The 13,310-nt window shown below is 66.8% G+C and carries 12 protein-coding genes and 1 riboswitch; of the genes, 5 read left to right on the top strand and 7 right to left on the bottom strand.

The genetic code is table 11. The features are described 5' to 3' along the window. The first annotated feature begins 27 nt into the window (after positions 1-27). Positions 28-753: a YciI family protein gene (locus EYF70_RS06950; RefSeq protein ID WP_165497583.1), complete on the top strand. Its 726-nt coding sequence runs from the start codon at positions 28-30 to the stop codon at positions 751-753. Then, positions 750-2,063 carry an RNA polymerase sigma factor gene (locus EYF70_RS06945; RefSeq protein ID WP_229420730.1) on the top strand — a complete coding sequence of 438 codons (1,314 nt, stop codon included), beginning with the start codon at positions 750-752 and terminating at the stop codon, positions 2,061-2,063. Before EYF70_RS06950 ends, EYF70_RS06945 begins: the two co-directional genes overlap by 4 nt. A gap of 9 nt (positions 2,064-2,072) precedes the next feature. Here the strand turns inward: EYF70_RS06945 and EYF70_RS06940 are convergent, their stop codons facing one another. The 3 genes from EYF70_RS06940 to EYF70_RS06930 all read right to left on the bottom strand — a co-directional run bounded on the left by EYF70_RS06940 (position 2,073) and on the right by EYF70_RS06930 (position 3,397). Beyond that, positions 2,073-2,486 (bottom strand): GFA family protein, encoded by a 414-nt coding sequence (locus EYF70_RS06940; RefSeq protein ID WP_131144758.1) that lies wholly within the window; start codon positions 2,484-2,486, stop codon positions 2,073-2,075. 83 nt (positions 2,487-2,569) lie between these two features. Further along, the gene (locus EYF70_RS06935) at positions 2,570-3,064 is read right to left on the bottom strand and encodes an Imm26 family immunity protein (RefSeq protein WP_131144757.1); all 495 of its coding nucleotides are present in this window, start codon (positions 3,062-3,064) and stop codon (positions 2,570-2,572) included. Positions 3,065-3,088: 24 nt separating this feature from the next. After that, a complete protein-coding gene (locus EYF70_RS06930; RefSeq protein ID WP_131144756.1) occupies positions 3,089-3,397 on the bottom strand; it encodes a ferritin family protein in 309 nt (102 codons plus the stop codon). A gap of 123 nt (positions 3,398-3,520) precedes the next feature. After that, positions 3,521-3,624: riboswitch (TPP riboswitch) on the top strand. Between the two features lie 89 nt (positions 3,625-3,713). Here EYF70_RS06930 and EYF70_RS06925 point away from each other — a divergent pair. Further along, entirely contained in the window at positions 3,714-5,819 is a 2,106-nt protein-coding gene (locus EYF70_RS06925; RefSeq protein WP_131144755.1) for a TonB-dependent siderophore receptor, read from the top strand. A 30-nt stretch (positions 5,820-5,849) separates the two neighbouring features. Here EYF70_RS06925 and EYF70_RS06920 read toward each other — a convergent pair whose 3' ends face one another. After that, positions 5,850-6,365 (bottom strand): AAA family ATPase, encoded by a 516-nt coding sequence (locus tag EYF70_RS06920; RefSeq protein WP_131144754.1) that lies wholly within the window; start codon positions 6,363-6,365, stop codon positions 5,850-5,852. Continuing rightward, complete coding sequence (pnuC, locus tag EYF70_RS06915; RefSeq protein ID WP_131144753.1) at positions 6,362-6,985, bottom strand: nicotinamide riboside transporter PnuC; 624 nt, start codon at positions 6,983-6,985, stop codon at positions 6,362-6,364. The genes EYF70_RS06920 and pnuC overlap by 4 nt, the downstream gene beginning before the upstream one ends. 171 nt (positions 6,986-7,156) lie before the next feature. Here pnuC and EYF70_RS06910 point away from each other — a divergent pair, with 171 nt between their 5' ends. Beyond that, the gene (locus EYF70_RS06910; RefSeq protein ID WP_131144752.1) at positions 7,157-9,127 is read left to right on the top strand and encodes an alpha/beta hydrolase family protein; all 1,971 of its coding nucleotides are present in this window, start codon (positions 7,157-7,159) and stop codon (positions 9,125-9,127) included. 33 nt (positions 9,128-9,160) lie between these two features. Further along, positions 9,161-9,580, top strand: a complete 420-nt coding sequence (locus EYF70_RS06905; RefSeq protein WP_131144751.1) for a DUF1810 domain-containing protein — start codon at positions 9,161-9,163, stop codon at positions 9,578-9,580. A gap of 50 nt (positions 9,581-9,630) precedes the next feature. Here the strand turns inward: EYF70_RS06905 and EYF70_RS06900 are convergent, their stop codons facing one another. Both EYF70_RS06900 and EYF70_RS06895 read right to left on the bottom strand, forming a co-directional pair. Continuing rightward, entirely contained in the window at positions 9,631-11,778 is a 2,148-nt protein-coding gene (locus EYF70_RS06900) for a S46 family peptidase (RefSeq protein WP_131144750.1), read from the bottom strand. A gap of 140 nt (positions 11,779-11,918) precedes the next feature. Continuing rightward, positions 11,919-13,307: an efflux transporter outer membrane subunit gene (locus EYF70_RS06895; protein ID WP_229420729.1), complete on the bottom strand. Its 1,389-nt coding sequence runs from the start codon at positions 13,305-13,307 to the stop codon at positions 11,919-11,921. Positions 13,308-13,310 lie beyond the last annotated feature (3 nt).

Below are 13,310 nucleotides of genomic sequence, written 5' to 3'. Positions count from 1 at the left end.
TCCTGGACCGACGTAGAGGAGAACGGGATGCATTTCATGGTGATACGGCGCGCCGACGCCGCTTCGGAGAGCGCTGATTTTCCAGCCGCGCCGCTGGCCGCCAACCTGGCTAGCGCGGTGCCCGGCGCCCGCTGGCTGCATCCCGGTAGCGAGGCAGCGCGCCTGCACCGCCGCGCCGGCGCCTGGACGATCGAACACGGTCCGTTCCCCGCCGGCGAACTGGCGGCCGGCTTCGCCATCATCGACGTGCCATCGAAGGAAGCGGCGATCGCCTGGGCCCTGCAATGGCCCACCGCCGATGCCGAGGGCGGCGCGGTGCTGGAAGTACGTGAAACCGGCTGTTCCGGCGGCTGCGCCGGCATCGACACGCAATCGCCGCCCCAGCTGACGCCCTATGCCGTGCTGTTGCGCTCCAGCCCCGGCCTGGAAGCGGACGACATGCCGCCGCCTGAAGTCATCGCCCGCATGAATGCGCGCAACGCGCACGATGCCCAGGCCGGCGTGCTGCTGGCGGGCGATGGCCTGAAACCCACGGCGAAAGGCGCGCGCGTCAAGTTCAAGGGCGGCCGGCCGACGGTCGTCGACGGCCCGTTCACCGAGATCAAGGAACTCATCGCCGGCTTCTGGCTGATCCAGGCCGCCAGCCGCGCCGACGCCATCGCATGGGTGGAAAGCTATCCGTTCCCCTGGCCCGAAGTGAGCCTGGAATTGCGCGCGGTGGCCGCTCCGCCTCCCGGCCCGGCCGCGCATTGAACGAGCGGGTCCATCGCACCGTCGAGGCGGTGTGGCGCATCGAATCGGCGAAGATCATCGCCGCGCTGGCGCGCCTGCTGCGCGACGTCGGCCTGGCCGAGGAAATGGCGCAGGAGGCGCTGGTCGCCGCCCTGGAAACCTGGCCGGCCAGCTTTCCGGACACGGGCACGCCGGACAATCCGGCGGCATGGCTGATGGCCACCGCGAAAAACCGCGCGCTCGACCACCTGCGCCACCGCAAGCTGGCGCAGGACCGCGAACCGCAGCTCACCTATGAAATCGAAAACCTGCTCGAGGATGCCGCGCACAACCAGGAGCAGGCGCTGGACCGGGCGCTGGACGACCGCATCGGCGACGACCTGCTGCGCCTCGTCTTCATCGCCTGCCACCCGGTGCTGCCGACCGAAGGGCGGGTGGCGCTCACCTTGCGGCTGCTGGGCGGCCTGACGACGGATGAAATCGCGCGCGCCTTCCTGGTGCCCGAGCCCACGGTGGCGCAGCGCATCGTGCGTGCCAAGCGCACGCTGGCGGAAGCACGCGTGCGCTTCGAGGTGCCCGTGGGGCAGGAACTGGTCCAGCGGCTGTCTTCCGTCCTGCAAGTGATCTACCTGATCTACAACGAAGGCTATTCGGCCAGCGCCGGCACCGACTGGATGCGGCCCGCGCTGTGCGACGAGGCGCTGCGCCTGGGCCGCATCCTGGCTGGCCTGGCGCCCCACGAACCGGAAGTGCATGGCCTGGTGGCGCTGATGGAAATCCAGTCGTCGCGCGCCCGCGCCCGCCTGGCGCCGGATGGCTCGCCGGTGCTGTTGCTCGACCAGGACCGCGCGCGCTGGGACCAGATGCTGATCCGCCGCGGCCTCGCCGCCCTGGAGCGTGCGAGCCAGCCCGGTAAAAGCCTGGGACCGTACGGGCTGCAGGCCGCGATCGCCGCCTGCCATGCGCGTGCCCGCAAGGCGGCCGACACGGACTGGGAACGCATCGCCGCGCTGTATGACGGCCTGGCCCAGCTGGCGCCGTCGCCGGTGGTGGAGCTGAACCGGGCGGTAGCGGTGGCGATGGCCTTCGGCCCCGCCGCCGGCCTCGAAGTAGCCGACACGCTGGTCGACGAACCGGCGCTGCGCAACTACCACCTGCTGCCCAGCGTGCGCGGCGACTTCCTGTTCAAGCTGGGCCGGCTGGACGAGGCGCGCGCCGAATTCCTGCGCGCCGCGGAACTGACGCAGAACGAACGCGAACGCACGCTGCTGGTATCGCGCGCGGCGGCCTGTCCGGTGCTGGCGGCGAACGCCGGTCGGGACCCCGGATGAGCGCCCTTACTATGGGATGTCGCGCACGCTTTCGCCGCGCGTGCGCAGGTAGCGTGGCAGGGTATCGGCCAGCTGCAGCCAGCGCAGGTGGCTCTGCATATAGGTATGGTCGCCGGGCGGCACCAGCTCCGGGTCGTCCAGGCTGGCCGTGGTGACATCGAGTTCGCCCCGGCAGCGCGCATCCTCGAACGTGACCTGGGTGCCGCAACCGGCACAGAAGCCCCGCTGCACGCCGGCGCTCGACGCATAATAAGCCAGGCTGCCGGCCGTGAACTGCAGGCCGGCGCGGGGCACTGAAAACCATGCCACGCACGGCGCGCCGCTGGCGCGGCGGCACATGGTGCAGTGGCACAGCGTGCTGTTGAACGGTTCGGCCGTGACCAGGTAGCGCACGGCACCGCAGAAGCAGCCTCCCTGGTGCATCGCCCTCTCCTTCCAGGCCGTGTTCCAGCCTCTTGTTCCAGCCTCTTGTTCCAGCCCTGTTCCAGCCCTGTCTTGAAGCTGTCCTAGCCCTGTCCCGGCCCTGTTCCGGCGCTGTCCTGGTCCTGTTCGAGCAGCTTGGTCAACAGCAGCTCGGTGGAGCCGTAGCCGTACAGCGAATCGCTTTCCAGGCCCGCCGTTTCATACGGCACCGATACTTCGCGTTCCGGCTTGGCGGGATCGTCCGCATAGGTGGCCTGCCAGGCGCGCTTCAGCGCGTCCGAACGGCGGATGAACACCGGCACCGGCCAGTCGTTGCGTTCGAAATGCCCGGCTTCGCCCAGCACCGGCCAGCGGCCGTTGGCCAGCGCCATGTCGCCGGTGCGGATCGCCTTGACGGCGTCGCCCGCCTTCAGGCCCTGCACATCGGCCAGCGTGGGCATGGTGGCCCGTTTCGGTCCGAACAGATAGGCCAGCATGATCTTCCCCTGGGGCGACATGCGGGCAACGAGCCCGGCCGCGTAGCCGCCGTTGATCAGCGGAACGGCAAACCAGCTTCCTTCGTGGTACGGCTGCTTCATTCGATTCTCATTATGTGGACTGCCTTACATGTTCTCGTCGTAGCGGTATTGGGCCGCGATCGGGCCGGCCTTGAACAGCGCATCGCGCAATTCCTTGTCCAGCTTCGGGTCGCGCCGGCGCGCCCACTCGATCAGCATGGCCACGTGCTTGCGGGCACTGTCGCGCTGGCTGGCCAGCACGAGCTTCAGTTCCGGGTCGGTGCAGGCCGCGCAACGCTGGTTCGCCATGTCCAGCGCGCCCAGCCGGTCGATCAGCGACGTCAGCGCGCGATGCATGTCGAGGACCTGGGCATCCAGGCTCTCGCGGTTTTCAACGACATGTTCCTGCGTCATGGCGCCCTCCTGTCGGCGTGGCATGGAAAACCGGTATTGTCGGTCGGAGTCCATGTTTCCACAAGTATAACAATGGCGCCGGACGGATGGCGCACGACATTGCATTCAAATGTGATAAGCTTCCGCCTTCGCTAGGGGTCCTGGGCATGCTTGCATGATCCGGGTGAGAGATACCCTTCGTACCTGATCTGGATAATGCCAGCGAAGGAAAGCGCAGTACGGTGCTCGTCACTCTCCCCCTCGGAGCCGGTCGCAGCACTTCCCGGGTGTGCTCCTCGCTGGTTCGATAACGAACGAGAACGACAACAGCACCTCGATGAACAAGACCACTTTCGCCGTATCCGCCGCCGCGCTGGCCATCGCGCAGGCTTTCCCCGCACTTGCCCAGCAGGGCACGACCGGCACCAGTGAACCCGCGATGACGGAAATCGTCATCACCGCGGTGCGCGGGACCGCGGAAAGCGCTTCCGTCGCCGGCTTCTCGGAACGGCCCCTGCTGCTGACGCCCGCCTCCGTCAGCGTGATCACGCGCGAGCAGATGCAGGCGCTGAACATCCGCTCCACCACGGACGCGGCGCGCTACGATGCCAGCATCAGCGACGCCTACAACGCGGTCGGCTACGCCGAACAGTTCTCGATCCGCGGCTTCAAGCTGGACAATGCGAACAGCTACCGCAAGGATGGCCTGGCGATTTCGGCGGATACCCAGATCCCGTTGGAAAACAAGGAGCGCTTCGAAGTGCAGAAGGGCCTGGCCGGTATCACGGCAGGCATCGCGGCACCGGGCGGCGTGGTGAACTATGTGACGAAACGTCCCACCAACACCACGCTGCGCTCGGTGCTGTTCGAAGTGAGCGAACGGGGCAGCCTGCTGGGCACCGTCGACCTGGGCGGCCGCTTCGAGGACCGCCGCTTCGGCTACCGCATCAACCTGGCCGGCGAACGGCTGCGCTCCTACGTGGAGGGCGCGGATGGCCGGCGCAGCTTCGTTTCCGGCGCGTTCGACTGGCAGATTTCCCCGCAGGCCCTGCTGCAGGTCGATGCCGACTACCAGAAGAAATCGCAGGTGTCGGCGCCCGGCTTCCAGCTGATCAATAACGTCTCGCTGCCGGTGGTGGATCCCGCCACGCTGCTGAACGACCAGCCATGGAGCTACCCGGTGGCCACCGAAAGCATGAACTTCGGCGCGCGCTTCCAGTACCAGCTGGCGCCGGACTGGAAACTGGAAGTGAAGGCGAACCGCCACGTGTTCAAGCGCGACGACTACACCGCCTTCCCGTACGGCTGCTCGGCCCAGGAACTGTACCCGGGCTTCTGCGGCAATGGCGACTACGACGTGTACGACTACCGCAGCCTGGGCGAACAGAAGAAGCCGCTGGCCGCGCAGGCCATGCTGCAGGGCCGCTTCGCCACCGGCACGCTGTCGCACGAGCTGTCCACCGGCTTCGCCTACTACGGCAACAAGGAAAGCTGGGGCGAGGATGTCTATGAATACGCCGGCACCAGCAACATCTACCATCCGGTAGTGGTGCCGCCGCGCAGCGACCTGTCGACCGGCCCCGCATCCGTGCAGCGCAAGGACAACGAACGCGCCCTGTTCGTGCAGGACATCGTGAACCTCACCGGCGAACTGGCGCTGCATGCCGGCGCGCGCTACGTGAAACTGAAGCGCGACGAAGCCGGCGTGGCGCCGAGCAGCGCCAACTTCTGGCTGCCGAACGTGTCGCTGGTCTACAGCCCGCGCAGCGACGTGGCGCTGTATGCCAGCTACGCGCGCGGCCTGCAGCACGGCGGCATCGCGCCGCTGCAGACGGTCAACGAAAACCGCGCGCTGGCGCCGTCGACGTCGAAGCAGGTGGAGATCGGCGCCAAGGCGCTGGTCGGCGGCATCAGCTATGCCGCCGCGCTGTTCCAGATCGAGAAAGGCCTGGAATACATCGATGCCACCAATACCTTCGTGCGCAATGGCGAGGCGCAGCACCGCGGCGTCGAGTTCTCGGCACAGGGCAAGGCCACGCGCGAGCTGACGGTCGGCGTCTCGCTGGCCGCCTTGAGCACAAAACAGGGCGGCACCGGCCAGGCCATCTACGACGGCAAGCGCGTGACCAACGTGCCGGCCATCCGCTCCACCGTCTTCGCCGAGTACGCCCTGTCGCCGGCATTCAAGGTGAACGGCGACTGGCAGTTCGCCGGCAAGAAGGCGTTCGACGAAGAGAACCGGGTATTCGTGCCGAAGTACCACCTGCTGAACCTGGGCATTTCCTACGTGACGCGCGTGAACGGCATGCCGCTGATGCTGCGCGCGCAGGTGCGCAACGCGCTCGACAAGTTCTACTGGCGCGACGTGACGCCGGACCTGGGCGGCTACCTGATACCCGGCCTGGGCCGCACGTTCCGGGTATCGGCGCAGCTGGACTTCTGACGGCTCCCTCGCCTGAGCCCGCGCCAGGGCTCAGGCGCTGCCAAGCACCTCTTCCACCTGCCGCAGCCGCTGCGCCAGCGGTCCGCTGATGCGCACGTGGGCGATCGCGCGGGCGGCCAGTTCCTCCGACAGGATCGCGTTCACGGCGGCGCTCTGGTCTTCCGGTTCGCGCTGCAGGCCGTCCGGCTTCCACGGCATGTCCGGCGCGCAGACGAACGTGACGTCGTAGCCGCGCGCAGCCACCAGCGCCGCCAGGCGCGGGTCGATGCGGCCGAAGTAGTGGCGGCTGTACACGGCCGTCATCAGCGGCGTGGTGTCGCAGAACAGGAAGCGGCTGGCCCGTACCATGGCGAGGTCTTCGCGCGCTGACTGGGTTTCGGCGATATGCAGCTGGTCGGCTTCGACCGGCACGCGCTGGCGCTGTTCGACGAACTCGCGCAGGTATTCGGGCACCCACACATCGCGATAGTGCCCGGCCAGCGCCTGGGCCAGCGTGGTCTTGCCGGATGAAGCGCTGCCGACGATCGCGATGCGCATCGTCCTCATCGCAGCACCATCGCTTCGCTGGCGCGCTGTTCGGCCAGCATCGACTTGCGCCACGCCAGCAGGCCGATCGCCGCCATCGCCACGAAGAGCCCGTACAGCAGCGCGGTCAGCATCAGGCCCTTGTGCACGTAAAGCGCCACGTACAGCACGTCGACGATGATCCACACGTGCCAGTTCTCCAGTTTTTTCCGCGACAGCAGCAACTGGCCCACCAGGCTGCCGGCCGTGAGGAAGCCGTCCGCGAACGGCACGTCGGTATCGGTGAACGTCATCAGGAACCACGCCAGCGCGGCGAATCCCGCGAGCCAGCCCAGCGCCGCGACCGCCCTGCCCCGCCACGCCAGCTGCGTGACCGGCAGCCGCGCATGCGTGTCGTCGCCGTGCAGCCACTGGTACCAGCCCCACACCGAGACGGTGATGAACACCAGCTGCAAGCCCATGTCGCCATACAGCTTCGCCTGGAAGAACACCACGCCGTACAGCGCGGAAGACAGGATCGCGAACAGCCATGCCCAGTGGTTCTGGCGGATGTTCAGCCAGACGGTGGCGATCGACAGCACAAAGGACAGCAGTTCGAGCGGCGTGGTGGACAGGCCAAGGAGGTTGAGGGTTTCGTTCATGAGGCAGCGCTCTGGAGGACGGCGGATTATGCCATGGGGGTGGTCGCGGGGCCAGACCGGTCGAGGCCGGCGGATGGCTGCCCGCGCGGATCGGACTGAATTCTCACCAATTATTGCATATTGTCAACATGTGTAACTTGCGGGACAATAGCCATTTCCAGATCGCTCCTCATGCACCGCCACCTTCGCCTCTTGCCCGGCTTGCCCGCCCTGTTTGCCCTGCTCGCCCTGCCCGCCATCGCCCAGACCATCGCGCCGATCCCCATCTTGTCCTTCGTCAAGCAGGAACAGTTCTCCCAGCCCCGCCTGTCCCCCGACGGCAAGCACCTGGCCGTCACGGTGCGCATGCCGATCGGCAAGCGCGAAGTACCGACCATGACGTTCTACAGCCTGCCGGACCTGAAGATCGAAAGCGTGGTGCGGCTGCCGGCGTTCCAGGTGCCCCTTGCCTACCACTGGGTCAGCAATACCAGGCTGGTGGTGCGCAAGGGCCGCGAGGAAGGGTCGCGCGAAATCCCCACGTCGTACGGCGAAGTGATGGCGATGGATTTCGACGGCAAGAAGCAGGAATACCTGTACGGCTACGAGCGTTTCGAAAATTCCGCCCGCTCCAGTGCCTATACCGACGACTATGGCTCGGCATCCATCGCCGATATCCCCGCCAGCCTGAACGGCCGCGTTTTCCTCTCATCCCACCTGTGGCAGACCGACTTCAGCGAACTGCTCGACGTCGACACCCTGAAGGGCAAGCGCCGCTCGATCGCGCGCGTGCCCTTCAAGAATTTCGATTTCAACGTGCAGACCGATGGCCAGCCACGCTTCGCCAAGGGCTACGACGACGAAGCGCATTTCACGCTGCTGCGGCGCGACGGCGACAGTGAATCGTGGTCGCGGGTGCCGCGGGAAAAAACCGGCACGCTGCTCGATCCATTCGCGTTCTCCCGGGACGACCGCGAATTCATGGCATGGCATGCCGAGCGCGGTGGCCCGCAAGTCGTGGTGCGCGAGGAACTTGCGACCGGAACGCGCCGTGTCGTCGCATCGCACGCGGAAGGATCGGTCGACAACGCCATGTTCGGTACCAGCCGCTACCTGCCCATCGCCGCCTTCAGCGCCGTCGGCAAGCCGCAGGTGCGCTATCTCGAACCGGACAGCAATGCCGACGTCGCGCTGCACAAACAGCTTGCCGCCCAGTTCCCCGGCGACGTGGTGCGTTTCATCGATGCCACGGAAGATGGTGGCAAGATCCTGTTCGTGGTGCAGAGCGACCGCGATCCCGGCACCTATTACCTGTTCGACCGCCAGCGCGGCAGCGCGGACATGCTGTTCGCGGCGATGGAAGCGCTGGAACCGGACCAGATGGCGGAACGCAAGCCCGTGTCGTTCAAGGCGCGCGACGGCTTGCAACTGCACGGCTACCTGACCATGCCGCGCCAGCCGGCGGCCGGCAAGTTGCCGCTGGTGCTGATCCCGCACGGCGGGCCGCACGGCCCTTACGACAGCTGGTATTTCGACACCGATGCGCAATTCCTCGCGAACCGCGGCTATGCGGTACTGCAGGTGAATTTCCGCGGGTCCGGCGGCCGTGGTGAAAACTTCAAGGCGGCGGGCTACCGGCAGTGGCGCGGCCGGATCATGGATGACCTGGTCGACGGCGTGCAGTGGGCAGTGGCCAACGCCGGTATCGATGACAAGCGCATGTGCGTCTTCGGCGCCAGCTTCGGCGCCTATGCCGCCCTCACGCTGGCTTCGCGGGACCCAGGGCTGTTCAAGTGCGCGATCGGCTACGCCGGCGTCTACGACATCAAGCTGTTCTTCGAGGATGACCAGACCAAGCGCTCGAAAAGCCGCGCCAGCATCTATCGCCGCTATGTCGGCGACGACGTCAAGGAACTGGACCGCATCTCGCCGGCACTGCACGCCGATACCATCAAGGCACCGGTGCTGCTGATCCACGGCGGCAAGGACGCGATCGCACCGAAGGAACACGCATTCCGCATGCGCGATGCACTGGCCAGGGCAGGAAGCCCACCCGACTGGTACTACGTGGATTACGAATGGCATGGCTTCTACGACACCGAAAACCAGGTCGAGGTCTACCGCCGTCTCGAAGCCTTCCTGGCGAAACACATCGGTAAGTAAGAGTAGACTGCATCCTCGCCTTCGGAGGACCGCATGCCATTCGACCTCGCCCGCTTCACCACCGCCCAGGACCGCGTCTACCACGACGTGGTGCGCGAACTGCGTGCCGGCCGCAAGACAAGCCACTGGATGTGGTTCATCTTCCCGCAGCTGAAGGAACTGGGCCGCTCGGACACCGCGCAGTTCTACGGCATCGCCTCGCTGGACGAGGCGCGCGCCTATCTCGGTCATCCGGTACTGGGCGCCAGGCTGCGCGAATGCACCCTGCTCGTCAACGCCCATGCGGGCACGCCGGCCGATGTCATCCTGGGGCACGTCGATGCGCTGAAATTCCGTTCGTCGATGACGCTGTTTTCCAGCGCGGCTCCCGGCGAAGCCTGCTTCGCCACCGCGCTGGCGGCGTTCTACGACGGCAAGCCGGACCAGGCCACGCTGGGCCTGCTGGACACATGAAAAAAGCCGCCATCCTCGCGGATGGCGGCCTGCCCTGAGCGCCGCGGCGCTTACTTGCGCGGATTGTTCTTCGGATACCTGATCGTCATTTCCTTCAGCAGGTTGTCGGCACCGTCGACCTCCTTCATCACCCACAGCATGTAGCGCACGTCGAGGTGGATCGCGCGCGTGATGGCGGTGTCGAAGTACCAGTCCTTGGTGATCGATTCATACGTGGAATCGAAGTTCAGCCCGATCAGTTCGCCGCGCTTGTTGACGATCGCCGAACCGGAGTTGCCGCCGGTGGTGTCGGCGCTGGACAGGAAGTTCACCGGCACGGTGCCCAGCACCGGGTCCTTGAACTGGCCGTAGCGCTTCGCCTTCACCGCGTCCAGCAGCGGCTGCGGCGCGTTGAACGGGTCCTTGCCGGTGTGTTTCTCGACGATGCCTTCCACCGTGGTGAACGGGCCTTTCGTAATGCCATCCTTCGGCGAGTACGAATCCACGGTACCGTAGGTGACGCGCAAGGTCGAGTTGGCATCCGGGTACACCGGCTTGCCCTGCGACTTCTTCCACGCGATCACGGCGCTCATGTATTGCGGAATCACCTTCTCCAGGTTGCCTTCCGATTCCTTCGAGCGCTCTTCCAGCGCCAGCGCGGACGCGTGCATCTTCACGGCCAGCTGCATGAACGGGTCATCCGACCGTTCCAGCGTGGCGGCATCGGCATCGAGCAATGCCAGGCGGGTCTTCGTGTCGCCCAGCTTGCTCTTCCGGTACAGCGCCGGCACATCGCCCACGGCGGGCAGCAGCGCATCCAGGCCTTGCGGGTGGAACGGGGCCGGCAGTTTCGCGTAGCGCTGCAGGCCGGCGGTGAAGCGGGCCTGGTCGACACTGTCCACGTACGACTGCTCCAGGCGGGCCAGCCGGGCCTTGATCATCGCCAGGTCGCGGTCCTGGTAGCCGGATTCGCGCTGCGCATCGGGCTTCCTGCGCTCCAGCGCCAGGCGGTACAGGGTGCGGGCCGACTTGAACAGGTCGGAGTTGGTGGCCACGTTCCAGCCGAAGGTCTGCTGTTCCAGCGCCATGTCGGCGGCGATCGCCGCATCCAGCTCCGGCAGCATCGACGCCGACACGTTCGCCTGCCTTCCATACCAGGCGCGGAATTCGGCATCCTGCACGTCCTTGATGGCGGCGATGTCCTTGCGCGCGAAGCCATCGAGCAGCCCCTGCGTCTTCTTCATCCGGTTGTTGATCGATTTCGCCACCGAGGCGTAGCGCACTTCGTCGTTCTTGTTCTGCTTCGTGGCCGCCGCGATCGTGTCCAGGTCGGCCTGGTATTCGGCCACCATGGCCGGATACGAGGTGTCGCGCGCGAAGCGGATCTCGGCCGGCAGCTTGTAGCGGCTGGTGCGGCCAGGGTAGCCGGCCAGCAGGATCGGGTCGCCCGCCTTCAGGCCTTCGGCCGACACCACCAGGAAGTCCTTCGACTTGTACGGCACGTTGTCCGGCGAAGGATCGGCCGGGCGGCCGTCCTTGCCCACGTAGGCGCGCAGGAACGAATAGTCGCCCGTGTGGCGCGGCCACTCGTAGTTGTCGATGTCGCCGCCGTAGTTGCCGACCATGTCCGCCGGCGCGTAGACCAGGCGCACGTCGCGGATCATCATCTGGCGGATGCGGTAGTACTCCAGGCCGCGGTGGAACGCCGGTACCGAGCAGCGGTAGGACTTGTCGGTCTCGCATTCGGCGGTCAGCGCCTTGATGCGGCTCTCGATCGCTTCGTGGCGCGCCTTGCCGCCCGTGTTTTCCAGCCCTTTCAGCACGCGGTCGGTCACGTTCTCGACCTTCTCGGTCACGTACACGAGCGCATTCGGACCACCCGGCAGTTCCTCGGCGCGCGTCTTCGCCAGGAAGCCATTCACGATGTAGTTCTTCTCCGCCGTGGAATTGCGCTGGATCGAGCCATAGGCGCAATGGTGGTTGGTGACCACCAGGCCATCCGGCGACACGAACGATGCCGAGCAGCCGCCCAGCGACACGATGGCGCTCATCGGGTGCTTCGTCAGGTCGGCGATCCTTTCGGCGGGGATCTGGATGCCGATGCGCTTCAGTTCCGATTTCAGTTGCGGCAGCTGGTGGGGTTGCCACTGGCCTTCGTCGCCGTGTGCGACACCGAAGGCGGCCAGCAGAGCGGCCGGCAGGACTAGTTTTTTGAACAAGATATGTTCCCCTGGGGTTGATGAAAAGCCGGGGAAGTATAGGTAAAAAAACGGTGACAGGCACTATTTTTTCACCCAACGGCAGAAGCGGGGGTCAGACCCGCCGGGTCTGACCCCTGGGATCGTTTTTGGGGCGGGTTTTACTGCTGTAGCCCTCCAACGTCCCATCCGCCGCCTAGAGACTGGATCAGCGCCACAGCCGTGGTCTGCCGGTCCGCCTGCACCTGGATCAGCGCCCGCCGGGCGGACAGCGCGGTGACCTGCGCGCTGACCACTTCCGTGTAGTTCACCTGCCCGGCCCGGTAGCGGTTTTCCATCTGCTGCTCGACCTGGTCGGCCGCTTCGGAGGCTTGCCGGCGCAGTTCCTGCTGCTGGGCCAGCGCGCGGGTGGCGGCCAGCTGGTCTTCCACGTCGGCGAAGGCGGCCAGCACGGTCTGCCGGTAGCGGGCGATGGCGGCGTCGCGCGCGGCCCTGGTCTGCTCGACGCGGGCGGCGATGGCGCCGGCATCGAACAGGGTTTGCGCGGCCGACAGGCCCAGCGACCACAGGCTGTTCGACGCGCTGAACAGGCCGCCCACCTGGCTGTTGCCGTAACCGTAAGAGGCCGACAGGTTCAGCGACGGGAAGTAGGCCGAGCGGGCGATGCCGATGTTTTCGTTGGCGGCGGCCACGTCCCGCTCGGCGGCGGCGATGTCCGGCCGGCGCTGCAGCAAGGTGGACGGCACGCCGAGCGGCACCTCCGGCACCACCACGCTCCACGAGGCCGGCGCCAGCGAGAACTCGGCCGGAGCCTTGCCCAGCAGGACGGCGATGGCATGCTCGTACACGGCGCGCTGGCGGATCACGGTCAGCTGGTCGGCGCGCGCGTTGAACAGCTGCGTCTGCGCCTGCAGCAGGTCGGACTTGGCGGTGACGCCGGCGCTCACGCGGTTCTGGGTAATCTGCAGCACGCGTTCGTAGCCTTGCACCGTGGTGTCGAGGATCTGCTTTTCCACGTCGGCCTGGCGCAGGCCGATATAGTTGGCCACCAGCTCGCCCTGGGCGGACAAGCGCGCCGCGGCCAGGTCCGCCGCGCTGGCCTGGGCACTGGCCTGCGCGCCCGTCACGCCGGCCCGCAGGCTGCCCCACAGGTCCGGCTCCCAGCTGCCGCCGATATCGACCCGGTAGTTGTTCGACGGCCGGGTGTCGCCACCGCCCGACCGGCTGCCCGAGCCGTTCAGCGCCACCGTGGGGAACAGGGCAGCGCGCTGCTCGGCCACCACGGCGCGCGCCTGGGCATACTGCGCGGCCGCCAGCGCCACGTTCTGGTTGTTCACCTCCAGCGAGGCGGCCAGCTCGTTCAGGACCGGATCGCCGAACAGCATCCACCACGGGCCGCGCTCCAGCGCATCGGCGGGCGCCGCCGGTGTCCAGCCCTCGGCTTCCTTGTAGGTGGCCGGCGCGGCCGCCGCCGGCACCTCGTATTTCGGGCCGACGGCGCAGCCGCACAGCGCGGCGGCGAGAGCGAGGGTGGACAGGCGATGCATCATGGT

It is taken from the genome of Pseudoduganella albidiflava, assembly GCF_004322755.1.
Taxonomy (GTDB): domain Bacteria; phylum Pseudomonadota; class Gammaproteobacteria; order Burkholderiales; family Burkholderiaceae_D; genus Rugamonas; species Rugamonas albidiflava.
Note: the sequence above shows the minus strand (reverse complement) of the source record. Positions and strands in the feature narration are given on the sequence as shown.